Source organism: Hymenobacter oligotrophus (assembly GCF_003574965.1).
GTDB lineage: Bacteria > Bacteroidota > Bacteroidia > Cytophagales > Hymenobacteraceae > Solirubrum > Solirubrum oligotrophum.
Genome location: NZ_CP032317.1, coordinates 1,823,786 through 1,842,811 on the forward strand (window position 1 = coordinate 1,823,786; position 19,026 = coordinate 1,842,811).

General features: G+C 59.7%; 16 protein-coding genes. 4 read left to right on the forward strand and 12 right to left on the reverse strand.

The window, feature by feature from the left end:
* Window positions 1-5: 5 nt before the first annotated feature.
* The 10 genes from murC to mraZ form a co-directional block, all read right to left on the reverse strand.
* The gene (gene murC, locus D3Y59_RS07790) at window positions 6-1,451 is read right to left on the reverse strand and encodes a UDP-N-acetylmuramate--L-alanine ligase (protein WP_119444545.1); all 1,446 of its coding nucleotides are present in this window, start codon (window positions 1,449-1,451) and stop codon (window positions 6-8) included.
* On the reverse strand, window positions 1,448-2,602 hold the full coding sequence (gene murG, locus D3Y59_RS07795) for an undecaprenyldiphospho-muramoylpentapeptide beta-N-acetylglucosaminyltransferase (RefSeq protein WP_119446377.1): 1,155 nt from the start codon (window positions 2,600-2,602) through the stop codon (window positions 1,448-1,450). Before murG ends, murC begins: the two co-directional genes overlap by 4 nt.
* A 109-nt stretch (window positions 2,603-2,711) precedes the next feature.
* Window positions 2,712-3,893 carry an FtsW/RodA/SpoVE family cell cycle protein gene (locus D3Y59_RS07800; protein ID WP_119444546.1) on the reverse strand — a complete coding sequence of 394 codons (1,182 nt, stop codon included), beginning with the start codon at window positions 3,891-3,893 and terminating at the stop codon, window positions 2,712-2,714.
* 77 nt (window positions 3,894-3,970) lie between these two features.
* Window positions 3,971-5,344: a UDP-N-acetylmuramoyl-L-alanine--D-glutamate ligase gene (gene murD / locus D3Y59_RS07805; protein WP_119444547.1), complete on the reverse strand. Its 1,374-nt coding sequence runs from the start codon at window positions 5,342-5,344 to the stop codon at window positions 3,971-3,973.
* 88 nt (window positions 5,345-5,432) lie between these two features.
* Window positions 5,433-6,653, reverse strand: a complete 1,221-nt coding sequence (mraY, locus tag D3Y59_RS07810) for a phospho-N-acetylmuramoyl-pentapeptide-transferase (RefSeq protein ID WP_119446378.1) — start codon at window positions 6,651-6,653, stop codon at window positions 5,433-5,435.
* Window positions 6,654-6,808: 155 nt separating this feature from the next.
* A complete protein-coding gene (locus D3Y59_RS07815; RefSeq protein WP_119444548.1) occupies window positions 6,809-8,299 on the reverse strand; it encodes a UDP-N-acetylmuramoyl-L-alanyl-D-glutamate--2,6-diaminopimelate ligase in 1,491 nt (496 codons plus the stop codon).
* A 58-nt stretch (window positions 8,300-8,357) separates the two neighbouring features.
* Window positions 8,358-10,658 carry a penicillin-binding protein gene (locus tag D3Y59_RS07820; RefSeq protein ID WP_119444549.1) on the reverse strand — a complete coding sequence of 767 codons (2,301 nt, stop codon included), beginning with the start codon at window positions 10,656-10,658 and terminating at the stop codon, window positions 8,358-8,360.
* 9 nt (window positions 10,659-10,667) lie between these two features.
* Window positions 10,668-11,294 (reverse strand): FtsL-like putative cell division protein, encoded by a 627-nt coding sequence (locus D3Y59_RS18545; RefSeq protein ID WP_240410569.1) that lies wholly within the window; start codon window positions 11,292-11,294, stop codon window positions 10,668-10,670.
* Window positions 11,295-11,300: 6 nt separating this feature from the next.
* Complete coding sequence (rsmH, locus tag D3Y59_RS07830; protein WP_119444550.1) at window positions 11,301-12,257, reverse strand: 16S rRNA (cytosine(1402)-N(4))-methyltransferase RsmH; 957 nt, start codon at window positions 12,255-12,257, stop codon at window positions 11,301-11,303.
* Window positions 12,258-12,259: 2 nt separating this feature from the next.
* Entirely contained in the window at window positions 12,260-12,733 is a 474-nt protein-coding gene (gene mraZ, locus D3Y59_RS07835) for a division/cell wall cluster transcriptional repressor MraZ (protein ID WP_119444551.1), read from the reverse strand.
* Between the two features lie 319 nt (window positions 12,734-13,052).
* Here mraZ and D3Y59_RS07840 point away from each other — a divergent pair, with 319 nt between their 5' ends.
* The 3 genes from D3Y59_RS07840 (at window position 13,053) to D3Y59_RS07850 (ending at window position 16,518) form a co-directional block, all read left to right on the forward strand.
* Window positions 13,053-13,517 (forward strand): hypothetical protein, encoded by a 465-nt coding sequence (locus D3Y59_RS07840; protein ID WP_119444552.1) that lies wholly within the window; start codon window positions 13,053-13,055, stop codon window positions 13,515-13,517.
* A 143-nt stretch (window positions 13,518-13,660) separates the two neighbouring features.
* Window positions 13,661-15,964 (forward strand): TonB-dependent receptor, encoded by a 2,304-nt coding sequence (locus D3Y59_RS07845; RefSeq protein ID WP_240410595.1) that lies wholly within the window; start codon window positions 13,661-13,663, stop codon window positions 15,962-15,964.
* A 170-nt stretch (window positions 15,965-16,134) separates the two neighbouring features.
* Window positions 16,135-16,518 (forward strand): heavy-metal-associated domain-containing protein, encoded by a 384-nt coding sequence (locus D3Y59_RS07850; protein WP_119444554.1) that lies wholly within the window; start codon window positions 16,135-16,137, stop codon window positions 16,516-16,518.
* Window positions 16,519-16,599: 81 nt separating this feature from the next.
* Here the strand turns inward: D3Y59_RS07850 and D3Y59_RS07855 are convergent, their stop codons facing one another.
* Window positions 16,600-17,169, reverse strand: a complete 570-nt coding sequence (locus D3Y59_RS07855; RefSeq protein WP_162910626.1) for a hypothetical protein — start codon at window positions 17,167-17,169, stop codon at window positions 16,600-16,602.
* A gap of 260 nt (window positions 17,170-17,429) precedes the next feature.
* Between D3Y59_RS07855 and D3Y59_RS07860 the strand changes: the two genes are divergently transcribed.
* A complete protein-coding gene (locus tag D3Y59_RS07860) occupies window positions 17,430-18,170 on the forward strand; it encodes a LytR/AlgR family response regulator transcription factor (protein WP_119444556.1) in 741 nt (246 codons plus the stop codon).
* Between the two features lie 14 nt (window positions 18,171-18,184).
* Here D3Y59_RS07860 and D3Y59_RS07865 read toward each other — a convergent pair whose 3' ends face one another.
* The gene (locus tag D3Y59_RS07865) at window positions 18,185-18,967 is read right to left on the reverse strand and encodes a fatty acid desaturase (RefSeq protein WP_119444557.1); all 783 of its coding nucleotides are present in this window, start codon (window positions 18,965-18,967) and stop codon (window positions 18,185-18,187) included.
* Between the last annotated feature and the right edge of the window lie 59 nt (window positions 18,968-19,026).

The following is a 19,026-nucleotide window of genomic DNA, read 5'->3' on the forward strand; positions in this document are numbered from 1 at the left end:
TTGCCTTACGCTTCAGCGCCATACCATTTTTTGTTCAGAATTTTTTTCAATTCCGGGACAAGCTGGTCAATGTCGCCCGCGCCGATGGTGACCAGCACCTCAAAATCGTCGTCGCCGTAGGCGCTTTCTACTTGCAGCAGGCGCTCCTTGGTGAGCAAGGCTTTGCGGGTAGTAGTCAGCTTCTCGAAGATGATATCCGATTCAACGCCTTCGATGGGCTGCTCGCGGGCCGGGTAAATGGGCAACAAAATAACCTCGTCGGCCAGGCTTAGGCTTTGGGCAAAACCATCGACAAAATCGCGGGTGCGGGTGTAGAGGTGCGGCTGAAAAATGGCCCGAATGCGCTTGCCGGGATATAGGGCGCGCACCGAGCGCAAAAAGGCCTCAATCTCGCGGGGGTGGTGGGCGTAGTCGTCGATAAAGGCGTGGTCCTCCCCCTTCGTCAGCACAAACTCGAAGCGGCGGTGCACCCCCCGGTAGGCAGCTACGGCCTCGGGCAGTTGCTCCCAGGGCAAGCCCACAATGCTGGCGGCGGCGGCAGCGGCCAGCAGGTTCTCCACGTTGTGGTAGCCGGGCACCGGCAGCTCCAGGCCAGGCACGCGCATATCACCTAGGCCGGGCGCCAGCAAATCGAAGTGAAACTTGTGGCCTTGCGCCTGAATGTGGCCGGTATGCAGATCGGGGCCTTGCTCGGGCGTGAGGCCGTAGCGCAACACGCGCACACCGGGCTGCACGGCCGTGGCCAGGCTTTGATCGGCGGTGTGGTTGAGCAGCAGCGTGCCACCGGGCTTGATCTGGCTTACAAACTGCCGAAACGAATCGACCAGGGCCGACTGCTCGCCGTAAATGTCGAGGTGGTCGGCGTCGGTGCTCGTTACAATGGCCACATCGGGGTGCAGCGTCAGAAACGACCGGTCGTATTCGTCGGCCTCCACTACCACCGGCACCTCGGGCCCGGCCTCGGCGGGCGGCAGCAGCAGGTTCGAATCGAGGTTGACGCAAATGCCACCCAGGAAAGCGCCGGCCGGCACTTGCGCGTGGTGCAACAAATGCGCAACCATGCTGCTGGTGGTGGTTTTGCCGTGCGTACCCGCCACGGCCACCGTGCGGCGGCCCTGCGTGAGCAAGCCCAGCACCTGGCTTCGCTTCTGGATGTTAAAGTTGTTTTCGCGCAGCCAAGCCCACTCGCGGTGGTCTTTGGGCATGGCGGGCGTCAGTACTACCAGCGTCTTGTCGGGGTTCACCCGCACTTCGGTAGGGATGCTGAGTGGGTCGTCGGCGTAGTGCACGTGGATGCCCTCGTGCTGCAAAGCCTCGGTAAGCGGCGTACGCGTTTTGTCGTAGCCCCACACAATGTGGCCGTTGGCCCGAAACCAGCGCGCCAGCGCCGACATGCCAATGCCGCCAATACCTAGGAAATAAACGTAGGGAAATTGAGCTACAGGATTCATCGGGCTGCGAGGGCGCGTTGGCGTTCAATTAAGATTTCCAGTTCGTCGACGATGGCCGTGGTGGCATCGGGGCGGGCCAGGGGCAGAATGTTGCGGCGCAGCTCGGTTTGCCGGGCGGGGTTGCGCAGCAAATCCAAGGCCACATTGTAGAGCTTGTGCGGGACCTCGGCATCGGTTACCAGCAAAGCCGCAGAGCGCGAGGACAATGCCTGCGCATTTTTTGTTTGGTGGTCTTCGGCCACGTTGGGCGAGGGCACCAGCACGCAAGGTTTGCCGGTAAGGCACAGCTCCGAAACCGACAGCGCCCCGGCGCGGCTAATTACCACATCGGCGGCGGCGTAGGCCAAATCCATGCGCCGAATGAACTCTAGCGCATGCAAGCCAGCAGCGGCAAAAGGCGCGGCTTCTTGCTGGGCATTAGGGTAGTACAGCTTGCCCGTTTGCCAGAGCAACTGCACGCCAGCTTCTTGCAACTGTGGCAAGGCCGCTGCCGTGGCTTGGTTAAGCGTACGGGCACCTAGGCTTCCGCCTACCACCAGCAGCACCGGGCGCGCGGGGTCGAGGCCGAAAAACGTAAGGGCCTCCTCGCGGCTACCGCCGGCAATTTCGCTGCGCACAGGGTTGCCCGTGAGCACCAGCCGATCTTGCGGGAAGAATCGCGCCATGCCATCGTAAGCCACGCAAATTTTATCGACGCGGCGGGCCAGCAGCTTGTTTACGAGGCCCGCGTAGGAGTTTTGCTCCTGAATAAGCGACGGAATAGCGCGCGAGGTAGCAGCCAACAGCACCGGCGCCGAGGCGTAACCGCCTACGCCCACCACGGCATCGGGCCGAAAACGCTCGAGCAGCTTGCCTGCCTTGCGCACGGCCCGAAACACCTTAACCGGAAAGAGCAGATTTTGCGGCGTAAGGCGGCGCTGCAAGCCCGAAATATCAAGCCCCACAATGCGGTAGCCGGCTTCGGGTACGCGCGTCATCTCCATGCGGCCGTTGGCACCCACAAACAGGATGTCGGCATCGGGGCGGCGGCGGCGCAGCTCGTTGGCAATGGCTACGGCCGGAAAAATGTGCCCACCCGTGCCCCCGCCGCTGATAATCACGCGGCAAGATGCATTCAGATTGGACTCGATATGGGCAGCCGGATTTGGCATGGTGTTCAAATGAGTGGATGGCTGGCTGAGCAGATAAGTGGATGAAAAGATGGTTTGGCCGGTTACCCGTGTGTATTCATCTGTTCATCCGCTCACCTACTCGTCTTAATCAAGCCAGCGCCGTTTGTTTCGGGATGCGGGGTGCATCGTCGGGCTCTCCCGTCATGGGACGAAGCTCCCGCTCGCCCCGGCTCACGCTCAAGATAATACCGATGCTGATACCCGTGAAAATCAGCGAGGTACCGCCCATGCTGAGCATGGGCAGCGGCAGGCCCGTAATCGGACCTAGGCCCACGGCAACGCCCATATTCACCATGGCCTGCAATACCAAACTAAAGCTCAGCCCAGCCGAGAGTAGCCCTCCGAAAGCGCCGTAACTGCGCATTACGGTAATCAGCCCGCGGTACAGAAAGGCTAGGTACAGGAACAAGATGCCCACGCCACCAACAAAGCCATACTCTTCGATAATCACAGCGTAAATGAAGTCGGAATACGGGTGCGGCAGAATGTTGCGCTCGGTGCTTTTGCCGGGACCTTTGCCGGTGAGGCCGCCCGTAGCAATGGCGATGTAGCTGTGCTCGAGCTGAAACGGCACCGGTTTCGATTTGTCCGTGAACGACTCGATCCGCTTTTGTACCGTACCCCAGCGCTGGCCGGCCGTAAGGGCCACGCCACCTAGGGAAACCACAATTACGACCGTGAGGACCATATGCTTCATGGGCACGCGGCCGATAAACATCAGCAGCAGGCAGGTAAAAAACAGCAACAGGGCCGTGGAAGCGTTCGACAGCACAATGATGCCGCAGATAACCCCCACCCAAATCATTACGGGCAGCAGCGTAGTTTTAAAGTTCTCGATATACTGCTGCCGGCGCGACAACATGCTGGCCAAGTGCGAAATCAGCGCGAGCTTGGCCAAGTCGGAAGGCTGAAACGTTTGGTTGATTACCGGAATGGTAATCCAGCGCGAGGCGTCGTTTACGGTAGTGCCCCCGAAGAAATACGTGAACAACAGCAGCGGTACCGAGGCCAGCAGCGCCCACAACGACAAGCGAGAGTAGTGGCGGTAGTCGATGAGGTGCGCCAACCACGCCGAGAACAGTCCGACGAAGATCAGGCCAGCGTGCTTGATGAGGAAATACTCGGTATTGCCGCCCATCTTCTTGTACGCCAGGGTGCCCGTGGCCGAGTACACCACCAAAATGCTGATAACCGAAAAAATCAGCACGATGACCCATAAGATAGGGTCGCCCTTCAGGTTGCGCTGTAGCCAGTTCTTGATGGGTTCCATGCTGTTGGTGGTGAGTAGTTTGAAGTGCGTACAAAGAGTTCGTAGCGGGTTTGCAGCTTGTTGGCTTTACTCACCACTTATGTCATGGTATTTAATGCTAAATCCTTGACTGCCTGCGCGAATTGCCGGCCGCGGTCTTCGTAGTTTTTGAACAAGTCGAACGAGGCGCAGGCGGGCGACAGCAGCACCACGTCGCCGGGGGCGGCCAGCGCGGCGGCGCGGCGCACGGCCTCGCGCACGTCCTGCGTTTCCTCCAGTTGCGGCACTACCTCACCGAACACTTGGCGCAGCTTGGCGTTGTCGGCACCTAGGCAAATCAGCGCCTTCACCTTGTCGCGGGCCAGCGGCACGAGCGTGCTGTAATCGTTGCCTTTGTCGGTGCCGCCCGCAATCCATATCAGCGGAGCCTTTACGCCATCGAGGGCAAACCAAGCGGCCTCCACGTTGGTGGCTTTGGAGTCGTTGATGAAGCGGGCACCGTTGATTTCGCCCACGGGCTGCAGGCGGTGGTCTGCGTTGTGGAACCTAGGCAGCGCGGCCTCAATTTGCTCGACCGAAACCCCAGCCACGCGCGCAGCCATAATGGCCGCAGCTTGGTTCTGCCGGTTGTGCTGGCCAATCAGCGGCGAGTTGGCAAGGCTTACTTCCTCGTAGCCGTCGGCCTGCACGTGCGGAATGTCAAGGCGCAGCGTGGTTTCGGCGGTGAAAAAGGCAGCACACTTGCGCTCCGGATGATCGGCCAGGGTGAACGGTAAGTCGTTGGTATCGACGAATACCGATTGGTACTCCTGCTCGATCAGGCGGTCGTCGGCGTTGTAAATGAAGTAGCTACTGCTATCCAGGTTGCGCGTAAGGCGCAGCTTGGCCTGCGCGTACTTCTGCATCGAGTACTCGTAGCGGTCGAGGTGGTCGGGCGTGATGTTCAGCAGCACCGCCACGGTGGGCGCGTAGTCGTAGGTATCGTCGAGCTGAAATGAGCTTAGCTCCAACACGTACCAATCAAACTGGTCGTCGATTACTTGCTCGGCAAACGAGTGGCCCACGTTGCCAGCCAAGCCTACCTTGTAGCCGGCTTCCTTCAGCAGGTGGTAAGTGAGCAGCGTGGTGGTGGTTTTGCCGTTGGTACCCGTAATGCCAATGCTCTTGGCTTTGGTGTAGCGGCTGGCCAGGTCGATTTCCGAAATCACGCGGATGCCTTTCGCGCGCACGGCCTGCATTACGGGCGCTTTTTCCGGAATCCCCGGGCTTTTCACGATTTCGTCAGCGGCCAGAATTTCTTCCAGCGTGTGCGCGCCTTCTTCGTAGCGGATGCCGGCCCGGTCGAGCTTCTCCTTGTAAACGGGCTTCAGCGCGCCGCCATCCGACACAAACACGTCGTGCCCTTTGGCGTGCGCCAACAGTGCTGCCCCTACCCCGCTTTCGCCCGAACCTAGGATTACGATTTTAGACATGAGAGGTCAGAAGTCAGAGCTTAGCAGATATTCACGAAAAAAAAGAGAAGCGGCTTTGTTCTAAGCTCTGGCTTCTCCGTTCTGAAACTTAGCGTAGTTTCAAAGTCACAAGAGTTAGCACCGCCAGCATAATACAGACAATCCAGAAGCGCGACACGATTTTGGACTCGTGGTAGCCCAGCTTCTGGTAGTGGTGGTGCAGCGGCGACATGCGCAGCAAGCGGCGGCCTTCGCCGTACTTGCGCTTGGTGTACTTGAAATAGCTCACCTGCACCATCACCGAAAGATTCTCGACGAGGAAAATGCCGCAGAGCACCGGAATGAGCAGCTCTTTGCGCACGATAAGGGCCAGCACCGCAATAATGCCGCCAATGGCCAACGAGCCCGTGTCGCCCATGAATACCTGGGCCGGGAAGGAGTTGTACCACAAAAAGCCCACGCACGCTCCCACGAAAGCCGTACAGAAAATCGTCAGCTCGCCCACGTTCGGGATGAACATGATGTCGAGGTAATCGGCCAGCACGGCGTTACCCGACACGAAGGCGAAGATGCCCAGCGTGGTGCCAATAATGGCCGAAGTACCTGCCGCGAGGCCATCGAGGCCGTCGGTAATGTTGGCGCCATTCGACACCGCCGTGATGATAAAAATCACGATGGGAATGTAGAAGAAGGCATAGTACTCGTTGAAGAAGTCGCCGGCCGTAGCAAACAAGTCGCCGTAGTTCAGCTCGTTGTTTTTCGCAAACGGGATGGTGGTAATCATGAGCTTCACGTCCTGGTAGACGGTGCTGGCGTCGACGGCCGAAAGCTGCCCGGTGGGCAGCAGGTATTGGCGCACCGTTACATCGCGGCTGAAGAATAGCACCCAGCCCACCGTCAGGCCCAAGCCAATCTGGCCCAGCATCTTGAAGCGACCCGCTAAGCCCTCCTTGTCCTTCTTTACTACCTTGATGTAGTCGTCCACGAAGCCGATGAGCCCAAGCCACACGGTGCTCAGAATCATCAGGATAACGTAGAGGTTATCGAGCTTGGCAAAGAGGAGCGTGGGCACCAAAATGGCCAGCAAAATGATGAGGCCGCCCATGGTGGGAGTGCCCTTTTTCTCGAGTTGCCCCTGCAGACCTAGGTCGCGCACGGTTTCGCCAATTTGCCTGCGGCGCAAAATGGCAATCAGCCGTTTGCCGAACAGCTGCGCGATGATAAGCGAGGTAACCACTGCCATAGCCGCCCGAAACGAGGTGTACTGAAATACACCCGTGCCGGGAATGTTGTAATGGCGGTGCAAAAAATCGAAGAGGTAGTAGAGCATTAGTGGGGGCTGGAGCGGCAGCCAGTTCAACCGCGGTGAAGCAGCAAAATTTCGGCTTTTTCGGGTGCGGTCAAACGTTGCGTTTGTAGTGATTTTGTGCTAATCGGGGCGGGCTAAAAACCCTACTTTACTAGCTGGTTGCTTTTAATTTGCAATTACAAGCTCAGCAGTTCGTAGGCCTCGCGCAGTACTTCGCGGTCGTCGAAAGCGGTGCGCTGGCCTTGGATTTCCTGGTAGATTTCGTGGCCTTTGCCGGCTACCAGCACAATGTCGTTGGGGCGCGCAATGGCGCAAGCCGTTTTAATGGCCTCGCGGCGGTCGGGCACGGTCAGGTATTTGCCAGCGTCGGTTGGCCGCACGCCCGCTTGCATTTGTTTCAGAATTTCGTTGGGGTCCTCGAAGCGCGGGTTATCGGAGGTAAGCACGGCCCGGTCGGACAAGCGGCAGGCCAACTCGGCCATTACGGGGCGCTTAGCGGCATCGCGGTTGCCGCCGCAACCCACCACGGTAATCACCTGCTGATCGGGCCGCCGGATTTCGGCAATGGTAGTCAGCACATTTTCCAGCGCGTCGGGTGTGTGGGCGTAATCCACAATACCCACCACGCGCTTGCGCGGCGATACAATCGGCTCGAAGCGGCCAGGCGCCGAGGTAAGGCCCGATAGCACCGTCAGCACCTCCTCGGGCTCCTCGCCCAGCAGCGTAGCAGCGCCGTACACCGCCAACAAGTTGTAGGCGTTGAACACTCCAATCAGGCGGAACTGCACCTCGTGGCCGTCTACTTCGAGCTGCAGGCCTTCTACGCTATTCTCAATCAGGCGGCCGCGCACCGTGGCCAGGCTGCGCATGGAGTAAGTGGCTTTGCTGGCTCGGGTGTTTTGCAGCATTACCATGCCGCGCTTGTCGTCGGCGTTGGTAAGGGCAAAGGCCGAAGCAGGCAGCATGTCGAAAAAGCCCTTTTTGGCCTTAATGTAATTATCGAACGTGCCGTGGTAGTCGAGGTGGTCGTGGGTGAGGTTGGTGAAAATGCCACCGGCAAAATGCAGGCCCGTTACGCGGTGCTGCACCACCGAGTGCGAGCTTACTTCCATAAAGGCATGCGTGCACCGCGCAGCCACCATACGGGCCAGCAACTCATTCAGCCGAATGGCATCGGGCGTGGTGTGGGTAGCTGGTATTACCTCTTCGCCAATCTGGTTTTGCACCGTGGAGAGCATGCCTGCTTTATAACCCCGCGCCGTAAACAGCTTATGCATCAGGGTAGCCACGGTGGTTTTGCCATTGGTGCCCGTTACGCCCACCAGCTTCAGCTGCTTTGATGGGTGCCCGTAAAAAGCGGCAGCCATATGGCCCATGGCCTCGGCGCTGTCTGCTACCCGCACATACGTAACCTGCTCGCTCAACTCAGCCGGCAATTCTTCGCACACCACCACGCCAGCGCCTAGGTCAACTGCCTTGCCGATGAACTGATGACCATCGGCCTGCACGCCGCGCAACGCGAAAAACGCGGTGCCGGCTGCAGCTTGGCGCGAATCGAGCGTAAGGTTGGCGACGAGCACATCGGCCGAACCGTGCTGCTCGAGCACGTTTACGTCGGTGAGTAAGTCGCGAAGCTGATGCTGGGGGGTGGAGGTTAGCGGAGTCAAGAGCAGTGAAGCAGCGGGAGGTTCGACGAAATTGGTTTGGCGCGTACGAGGCTAGCAATTAGCGGGAGCGCGCAGGCTTTAGGCCGGGGTACAGCGTGCCTTGGCCCTCGGGCCGGGCAATGGGTTGGCCGCTAGCCGAAACCGGTTCGGGTATTACCGTGGGCTCGGGAGCCACGGTAGGCCTAGGTGGCGCATAAGGCAGCACTGGCAAGGCAGCCTTAGCTACCAAGGTTGGGTCTTTGAGTTCCAGGATGATGGTGGCACCGCGTTGCGCCGGAGCACCAGCCGGCAACGATTGCCGCGTAACGCGGCCCGTCCCTACTGTGCGCACGCGCAGGCCGCGGTTTTCGAGCATAAAGAGCGCGTCGCGGCGGGTTAGGCCTGCTACATTCGGCACCCGGCCCCGGCGCACCGGCATGGGCTGCCATTGCAGCGCCTTAATGCCTTGCTGCGTATCGGCCCGCACCCACTCATCGGCCGACGAACCCTCGGCGTGGTTACTGACACCTAGGCGGCTGCACACCAGTTGTAGGTCTTCTTGCATGCCGGCGTGGGCTGCGGGTACCATGGCCTTGCGCAGCGGCGCGCGGGCCAATAGCGGGCGTTGGCTGGCTTGGTCGCGGGCCATGGCTTTGTCGGCCACTTCGCGGAACACCGGCGCGGCTACGTCGGCGCCGTAAATGCGGCCGTTCTTGGGCGAATCGACCACCACGATGCACGAGTACTTGGGCTTATCGGCCGGAAAATAGCCGCAGAAGCTGGTGGAGTAGGTTTTGGTGTAGCGGCCGTTCTTAAACTTCCAGGCCGTGCCGGTTTTGCCGGCAATCTTGTAATCGAGCGTGCGAATGCCGCGGGCCGTACCGTTTTCCACCACGCCTTCCATCATGGCTTTCACTTTAGCCAAGGTAGATTCGGAGCAGATTTTGGGGTTCAGCACCTTGGTTTCGAAGCGCTCCAGCACTTGATCGGCCTGCTTTATCTCGCGCACAATAATGGGCTGCACCTTCACGCCGTTGTTGGCCACAGCGTTGTAGAAGGCCAGCGTTTGCAGCGGGGCCAGCTTCAGCTCGTAGCCGATGCTCATGGTAGAAAGCGAAGTACGGCTCCAGGAACGGTCTTTGGGGTCTTTGATGTAGGGCCGGGCCTCGCCACTCATCTGAAAACCTAGGGGCTGGTGCAGGCCAAACTTCTTCAGGTAGTCGGTGTACTTGTTGGGCTCGGGGCTGAAGTGGTCGTTCACCAACTTCGCCACGCCAATGTTCGACGACTTCTCGAACACTTGCTGCACCGAAATCTTGCCGTAAGGGTGCGAGTCGGTTTTTACGGCGCCGGCAATTTTCATCGAGCCCGTGCGGCCGGTGTTCACCGAGTCGTTCAGGTCCAGCTCGGGGTTGTCTTCAAACAAAGCCATCATCGAGGCCAGCTTGAAGGTAGAGCCCGGCTCGGTACGGCCCTGATCGGCAATGGCGTAGTTGTAATCCTCGCGGTACACGCCATCGGCCACTTTCCCTAGGTTGGCTACGGCTTTGATTTCGCCGGTTTTCACCTCCATCAGGATTACCGTACCGTACTGCGCGTTGTTGTCCATCAGGCTGCGCAGCAGGGCGTTTTCGGCTACGTCCTGCAGGTTGATGTCGATGGTGGTTTTGATGTCGTAACCATCGAGCGGCTTTACCTCGGCCGCGTCGTACACGGGCTTCAGGCCACCGGGTAGGCGCTCGAACAGGGCCTCGCCGTCTTTGCCGGCCAGTTGCTTGTTGAACGTGTACTCGAGGCCAGCGCCGTGCTTTTCTTCGTTGATAAAGCCAATGGTACGCTGCGCCAAACCGCCAAACGGCCGGAAGCGCTTATCCACCTTCTCGAAGATGACGCCGCCGCGGTTTTTGCCGGCCCGGAAAATGGGCCAGGTCGCCAGCAGTTTTTTCTCCTGAAAGTTGATCTGCCGCGAGTTGAGACGCACGTAACGGACCCGCGCTTTGGGGTTGTGCGCGTTTTTCAGCTTGCGCAGGTATTCGTCCTTGCTACGGTCGCCGAAAAAGCGCGACAGCAGCAAAGCCAGCGAATCGGCCTTGCGGTTGAACAGCTCGTCGCTTACCACCGAGGGGTCCCAAGCCACCCGGTAAAAGGGCAGCGAGGTAGCCATAATGCTTTCGTTATCGGAGAAGATGTTGCCGCGGGTGGCAAACACCGGCTGGTACACAATGCGGCGCTCCTGCTCGAGGGCCCGCCACCGTTCCCCCTCTTGGTACTGAATGCGCTGAATCTTCCAGACGACGGCGCACGAAAACAGCAGCACGCCCAAAAAGGCGAGCCGCACCCGCGTAACGATGGACTTCTTAACGCTACCCTGCTTGCTCATGCCTCTGCGCTAGTGTTGCTCTTCTTCGGTGGGCGGGGTGATTGGCTGGGCTGCCGAATCGGTAGCGGCCGAGTCGCGCGCGGCGCGGGCAGCCAACGAGTCGGCGGTTAGTACCGGCAGGCGGTCAAGCTCGGCTTCATCAAGGCCACCAGCTGGCACGGTAATGCGGAACGGCGGCGACGAACTCTCTACTAAGCCGTAGGCCGCTACTTTTCGGGCTACCTCGCTCTGCTTGCTGGCCTCCATGTAATCCGATTTCAGCGTGGTGTAATCGGCTCGGAGGTCTTCGGTTTCTACTTTCAGCTTCTGGATGCTGCGGTTCATGCGCGTGGCGTAGTGCGTGTTGCCGATGTACACCAGAATCAGGAACATCACGAACAGCATGTGCGGCAGGAAGCGCACGGGCACGCCGTCGCGGAACAACCCGTCGACGTTTACTACTTTCTCAACTACCGAAAAAATGCTCCACGTCGATTGCCGACGCGGCTCAGGCTCCCGCTCCGGGCGCGTACGCTTAGGTTCGGGCGTGGGCTCCGGCTCGGGCAGCTCCTCGGGCTCGAGCACCGGCGGCACTACCTCGCGCGGCGTGTTTTGTCGCGGTTGGTGCGTAGTCGGACGAATAGTATTAACAGCCACGCCGGATTAGTGCTTAGATTTGATAACGAAGTCATTGCGCACGCCCACGCGCAGCTTGGCGCTGCGGGCGCGGTTGTTCAGCTGCAGTTCCTCTTCCGAAGCCGTAACGGGTTTGCGCGTGAGCACCTCAAAGGGTTTCTGCGGGTTGCCGAAAAGGTCTTTATCTACCTCCCCGAAGAACTTGCCCGTGCCTAGGTAGTTCTTCACCAGCCGGTCTTCGAGCGAATGGTACGACATGACGACTAGGCGCCCGCCCGGCCGCAGCACTTGGGCGGCTTGCTCCAGCATGGCCTCCAGCACCGTCAGCTCGTTGTTTACCTCGATGCGCAAAGCCTGAAATACCTGCGCCAAATACTTATTTTCCTTGCCGCGCGGGGTGCAGCTGGCAATGGCTTTTTTGAGGTCGGCAATGGTTTCGATACCCCGGCCGCCCCGGCTTTGTACCACGGCTTTGGCCAAGGTGCGGGCGTTGGTTACCTCGCCGTACATGCCGAAAATGCGGTGCAGCTCGGCTTCGCCGTATTCGTTTACCACGTCGGCGGCGGTGGGGCCTTCGTCGGGGTTCATGCGCATATCAAGCGGGCCATCGAAACGGGTGCTGAAGCCGCGCTCCGGCGTATCGAACTGATACGACGACACGCCTAGGTCGGCGAGTAGCCCATCTACGGGAGCAGCCCCGCGGCGCTCAAGCTCGGCCTGCAGCTCACCAAAGTTGGCCCGGATGAACGTGAACCGATCGGCCTGCGGACCCGCGAGGAGGCGTTGCGCTTGCCGCTCGGCGTCGGCGTCTTGGTCGAAGGAGTACAAATGACCTTCCGGACCTAGGCGCTCCAGAATAGCCCAAGAGTGCCCACCGCCGCCGAAAGTAACATCGACGTAGCGGCCGTTGGGCTGCAGATCGAGCCCTTCGAGGCACTCTTGCAGCATCACGGGGCGGTGGTAGGTCGCGTTGGGAGTTTCCATGCTTATGCGGCCAAACCGCCCGCCGGCGGCGTTTCGTTGGTAAGGAATTTCTGCGCCAGCTTCGAGAAGCTTTGCTGGTCTTTAATCAGGTACTCGTCGTAGCGGGTAGGGTCCCAGATTTCGCAGCGGTTGCCCAGGCCCACAATAATGGCTTCCTTCTCGATGCCGGCATAGCGCAGCATGGTGCGCGGCAAGCCAAAGCGCCCGATGTTGTCGAGCTCCACCTCCGTCATGCCCCGGAAGAAGTTACGCTGAAACTGGCGGTACTCCTCGTTGAACTCGTCGAGAGCCATTACCTTCTCGTGAATCACGCGCCACGCCGACCTAGGGTACAACACCAAGCAAGGCTCGAACCCCCGCACCAGCACCAATTGGTTGCCCGACTCCTCGGGCAAGTTGGCCTTCACCTTCGCCGGCAACACGAGCCGCCCTTTCGGGTCGAGCTTGCATTCGTATTCGCCGGAGAGCAGGTTCATAGGTTAGGTGCAAAAAGAAGCCGTAGCTTTGAAGGTGGGGTAAGCGCACGAGGTCGGTAAGCAAAAGTACGCAAGCCCCTCGAAAAGGCAACCACCATTTACCATTTTCTACCACCACCGGAAATGACCATTTAGAGCCTACTGGGGCACTTTTGGCGAAAATCAGACCGAGCTTGGAGCAGAAAGTGGAAAACGTTCATTGCCCCCTTGCCATATTGGCAGCCAGCACTTGCTGCACCTAGGGCGAAGCCTAAATCATGTACTGCCCGAGCATTTATGTATACCGCTTATGCTCGGGCCTTCTGCGTATCTTTGTGCTGTGAAGAAACGCTCGTTGTTCCTGCGCCTCACTAGCTTGTGGCTGGCCTTGTTGGTGCTCACCTCGTCGGTGGGCCTCACGGTGCAGCAGCACACTTGCTTTGCCAGTGGCCAAACCCAACGAGCCGTTGTACTGACGCCGCACCACGTGTGCGCCCCCAAAGCTGACGTAGCCGATGCGGCAAGCTGCAACAAGCCCGCACCGGTTGCCAAAGCCGAGGTAAAAGACGGCTGCTGCGACTTCAGTGCTCATCACCACAAGGTAGACACCTCGGCATCGGCAGGGCCGCTACTAAAAGTGGTAACGCCAGCCCTGCTAGCCGTGCTGCCTCAGCCCATGTGGGCACCGCAGGCACCGGCGGTAGCCGCCGTAGCGCCCCAGCTTACCTGGCACGCGGGCGATACGTCTCCCCCCCTTCGAGCGGGCCGCGCTTTGCTGGCCTTCAAGTGCACGCTCAACGTCTAGGTTAGGCTCTTTTTCGGCAATGCTGGCACCGTGCGGTGCCGGCGGGTATGGTCTTGCACGGCCATCACCCACCCCTCCCGAAGACCTAACCTCCTGACTTTATGCTTGCTTCGATGCGAAGTCGCGCTCTGCGCCTCGTGCCCATGCTCCTGCTAGGTGCTGCGCCGGCCGCTTTCGCCCAATCATCTGCCGCACCGCAACCGGTACGCGGCGAAGTAACCGACGGCGCCTCGCGCGCCGCACTGCCCGGCGCCGTTGTGCGCTGGCTCGGCACCGACCAGGCCACTACCACCGACGACAAAGGCTTGTTCGTGCTGCCCTACTCTACCAAGGCTACCTCGGCCCGCTTGGTGGTAAATGCCTTAGGCTACCGTCCCGACACGGTTCAGGCGGCCGGCTACGTGCGCGTGCCTCTCAAAGGCAGCGCCGAGTTGCAGGAGGTAGTAATTACGGAGCGTGCTCCTAGCTATTCCTCGCTCACGCCCACCAACACGCAGGTAATCAGTGCGCAAGACCTAACTAAGTCGGCGTGCTGCAACCTGGCCGAAAGTTTCGAGACCAATGCTTCGGTGGAAGTGTCGACGACCGACGCGGCTTCGGGCGCCAAGCAGATTCAGCTGCTGGGCCTCGATGGCTCCTACTCGCTGCTGACGGTGGACAACTTGCCCGCTCTGCGCGGCCTTTCTACCCCGTACCGCCTCAACTACCTAGCCGGCCCTTGGATCGAGAGCATCGACATCATCAAGGGCATGGGCTCGGTGGTGAACGGTTACGAGTCGATTTCGGGGCAAGTGAACGTGCGGCTGAAGGAGCCCGACGTCACGGATCGTCTGCTCTTCAATGCCTACGTCAACGACTTCGGCAAATTCGACCTGAACCTCAACACCTCGGCCCGCATCAACCCCAAGCTGAGCACCGCGCTGCTGCTGCACGCCGACCACCTAGGCAACCGAATCGACCGCAACAAAGACGGTTTTATGGACTTGCCCTTGGCCACGCAGTACAACGTGATGAACAAGTGGAAGTACAAGTCGGGCAAGGCAGTAGTGAGCGAGCTGGGCGTGGGCGCGTTGCGCGAAACCCGCCTAGGTGGCCAAATGGGTTTTAAGCAGGATGAGGTTGGCAACCCCAACTACGGCATCACGCAGGAAACCAACCGCTACACAGCCTACAACAAAACCTCTTATACCTGGCCCAGCAAGCCTTATCAGAGCCTAGGCTTGCTGCTTTCGGGTACCAGCCACAAGTTCAACTCCACGTTTGGGGGCAGCACCTACGGTTTGCCTTTCGATGTGGTGCTGCAAGAGGGCAACCTGTTCCGCCCGCAGCGCCAGTACGATGGCACGCAACGCACCGGATTGGCTACGCTGCTGTTTCAGAGCGCCATTGGCAACACCTCGCACGTGTACCGCCTAGGTGCCAGCTACCTCTACGACGATTACCAGGAGTACCTGCGTACCGGCCCGAACGCGGCCGAAACGCCCGCGCAAACCCGCCAACGCGAACTGCGGGCCCGCACCGAGCGCGTGCCCGGCGCGTTTGCCGAGTACACCTACCAAAACTCGCGCAACCTCACGGTGGTGGCCGGCGCCCGCGCCGATTACCACAACCTGTACGGCTGGTTTCTGACGCCGCGCCTGAACGTAAAATACGACCCCACCACCAGCACCGTGCTGCGCTTGGCCGCCGGCCGCGGCTACCGCGTGGCCAACCCCATTGCCGAAAACTCGGGCATGCTCGTAAGCAGCCGCCCCTTCAGCATTGCCAACAACCTGCAGTCCGAGCGGGCCTGGAACGTAGGCGGCTCGTTGTCGCAGTACTTCACGGTGGCTGGGCGGCAGGCAACGTTTGTGGCCGACTACTACCACACCATTTTTCAGAACCAGGTAGTGGCCGACCCGTACTCGCTGCCTTCGATGCTCATCATCGGCAACCTAGCGCCAGGCGGCCGCTCGTTCTCGCGCAGCTTTCAGGCCGAGGTGCAGGTAGAGCCCGTGAAAGGACTACACGCCAAGGCGGCTTACAAGTGGCTCGATGTGCGAACCAGCTACGGCAACCGCTTGCTACCCCGGCCGCTTACGCCGCAGCACCGCTTGTTTGCCAACGTGGGCTACGCCAGCGCTTACGACAAGTGGCGCGCCGACCTTACGGCCCAATGGTACGGCAAGCGCCCCTACGCCCCCGGCCTGGCCCACCAACACGACGCCGGCAGCGCCGGTCCGGTGTTGCGCTACTCGCCGCGCTTCGCTACCCTGAACGCGCAGCTCACCCGTGCCTTTAAGCGCTTCGATGTGTACGCCGGCGTCGAGAACCTCAGCAATTACCGCCAGCGCAACCCCATTGATGCGGCCGCACAGCCTTTCGGCCCCATGTTTGATGCTGCTATGAACTGGGGCCCCATCTATGGGCGTTTAACTTACCTAGGCATGCGCTTCCGCCTGGAATAGTGGTTGGTATCTGGTATTGAGTACTTGGTACTGAGTATGTAGTACTCAGCAAATAGCAATAAGCACTTGGTAGTTAGAACCGTGCACTAAGTACTCAATACAAAATACTCAATACTGACTACCAAGTATCCCACACAGAACTTCTCTCCTCTTTTCTTCCTTTTCTAGTCATGAAAACCTTCCGCGCACTTTCCTTTGGCCTCTTAGCCTTTGTTGGCACCCAGTTTTCGCAAGCGCAGGATACCAAGCCCAAGGCCAAGCAAAAGGCCGGCACCGAGCAGGTAACCATCAAAACTTCGGCCGTGTGCGACATGTGCAAAGCCCGCCTCGAAAAATCATTGGCCTACGAAAAAGGCGTGCAGGCTGCCGTGCTAAACGTGCCCACCCAAATGCTGACGGTTACCTATCGCACCGATAAAACCAACGCCGACGCACTGCGCTCGGCCGTAGTGGCCACCGGCTACGATGCCGATACGAAAACCGCCAACGCCAAGGCCTACGAGCGCCTGCCCGAGTGCTGCAAAAAAACCAACGCTGTGCACTCTGCCAATTAAGCCTGTGTGCCAACGCCCCGCTTACGCAAAACGCCGCCCTAGGTACCTAGGGCGGCGTTTTGCGTAAGCGGGGCGTTGCGGTTATGCGGCCAACGGGCCTTTGGCTTGCTCTGTCACTTGCACATCGAAGGTGAGTTGCAGGCGCAGGGGCAGCGGCTGGGTTAGGCGCCGCCGCAATGTGCCCGAAACCTCCACCGTAAACCAATCGGAACGCAGGTATTCCAGCAGGTTAACGTGGCGCTGCACCTGCATTTCGATGCCGGTGGCGTGCACTTGCCGCTCGCCAAAAGTGGCTATCTGGGCTTTGCGGTCGTGGGCGGTTACAAAGCATTGCCCACTGGCAAAAGCGTTCAGCGAAGGTCCTCGGCGCGGCCCCGTGCAAGGCGCTTCGGGCAGCAGCTCGAGGCTGGCTGTACGCAAACTCACGGCGGTTACGCCGGGCGAGGTAAGGGCCGCCAAACAATCGAGGTTGGAGGGTAAGGTTACTTCCGATACAAACAAAAGGTCCAGTAGTGGGTCGATGCGCAGCTTGATGAAACGTGCGCCAACATCGGGACGCGGATAGCGCGCCGGCTCATGGCGCGGTATTGTAAAGGCCACCCCCAGCACAAGCGGCGGGGCTAGGGGTATGGCAGCAATAGATTGAGACATAGCGGCAGGTGTGTGAAAGGGCGGCAAGCATCATACAGTAATGTACACACTTTCAGCGCTATAGTTGCCACATGCCAGCAATAGTTTGGGAACATGCCGGCCTCCGGTTGAGCTAGCTCGTGGTTAAAATCGAGGAAACCCGGTTTGAAGTCGACCAGGGGCGCTTTGTAGTAGGCCAACATTGTTTTCTTTTAATATTTTTTAGCACCCTATACTTCTGCTCGCTATATTGACCCCACGCCTCTATTCCCAACCAAGTCATGAAGATTTCCTGCTTGCTTCTCGACGACGACCCGCTGGTGTTGGATTTGCTACAAGCTTATGCTGCCATGACGGACGTGTTGGAGGTGAAAGCAGCATTTGCCGACCCGCTCGAAGCTCACCGGTATTTGCTTGACCACCAGGTGCAAGTGCTGTTTTCCGACGTAACGATGCCGCACCTGTCGGGCCTCGATTTGGTGCGCTCCTTGCGCGAGCCGCCGCTGGTGGTGCTCATGACATCGTACCCGCAGTACGCCATGGAGGGCTTCAACCTCGATGTGTGCGACTTTCTGCTGAAGCCAATTTCGCTCGACCGTTTTCTAAAAGCCGTAAACAAGATTGCCGGCTTGCTGCGCACCGTCCAGGTGCCGGCCGCCGTCGAGTCGGGCGATGCGCTGTCGGGTTGGGGGTCGTTTTTCATTCGCACCGATGCGCAGTTCGTGCGCTTGCACTACCGCGAGGTGCTCTACATTGAGGCGCTAAAGGACTTCACCAAAATCAACACCACCGACGGCCGCACGCACCTCACGCTCGTCAACCTGAAGAACATTGAGGAGCAATTGCCGCCCGGCATGTTCGTGCGCACGCACCGCTCCTACCTCGTCAATTCGGCGCGCATCGAGGCGGTTAGCAACCAAGAAGTACGTGTGGGCGGCCACGCCTTGCCCCTGGGCCAAACCTACCGCGACAAGGTTACGGAGCGCATCGTAAACCGCGCCCTCATCCGACGCACGCACTAGCCGGCCAAGCACGCCTAGGTGCCGGCAGGCCCTGGGCGCAGCGGCACCTCGGCGTGCTTGGTGCGCCACAGCCGCCACCACGGCAGGTACGGTTGGTCGTGGTGCTCGTAGTGGTAGCCAAAAAAGTAGCAGCTCACAAACGCCCACACGTGGTGCGGCAGTTGGCTGCGCGATTTGTGCACGTTGTCGGGGGCGTGCTCGCCGCGGTGGGGCAAGTACGTACCAAAGTAAAACAGCTGCACCGTGGCCAGCACCGCCGGCAGCATCCAGAAGGCAATAACGTTGGCCACCGGGAAGAACAGCTTCAGCACATTAAACGTGGCGGCCATCAGCAGCACCTGCCACAGCGTGATGTAGTTGCGGGCAAAGCGCAGCAGCCACAGCCCAAAGCTGGGGTGCTGGCCGTCGTGAAAATCGGGGTCGTCGGGGGTGGCTACGTGACGGTGGTGCGCGTGGTGGCGCGGCAGCAGCCGCGGAAACCAGTTGTAAGCAAACAGCAGCGCCGCCACCGTGCCTAGGGCATTGTTAAGACGTCGGTTGGTGCTTACCACGCCGTGCATGGCATCGTGCGCGGTAATGAACAGGCCGGTGTAAAGGTGCGTTTGCACCAAGGCCAGCAAGTACGGCCACGGCGTGCGCCAGTTGGGCTGGTAAAAAGCCAGCAAAAACGCTAGCAGCGCAGCCCACGCCGCCAAAATCAGCAACGCTACCACCACGCCCTTGGAGCCCAGCGGCTTGGGCCGAACGCGCCGGTACGTGGCGGGCACTGCGAAAGGTTGTGCCTGAAGCTGGGTCATAATGCTAAATCAACGAAAAGCCACCTAGGCCGGCCCGCATTGCGCGGCAGCCCCGGTGG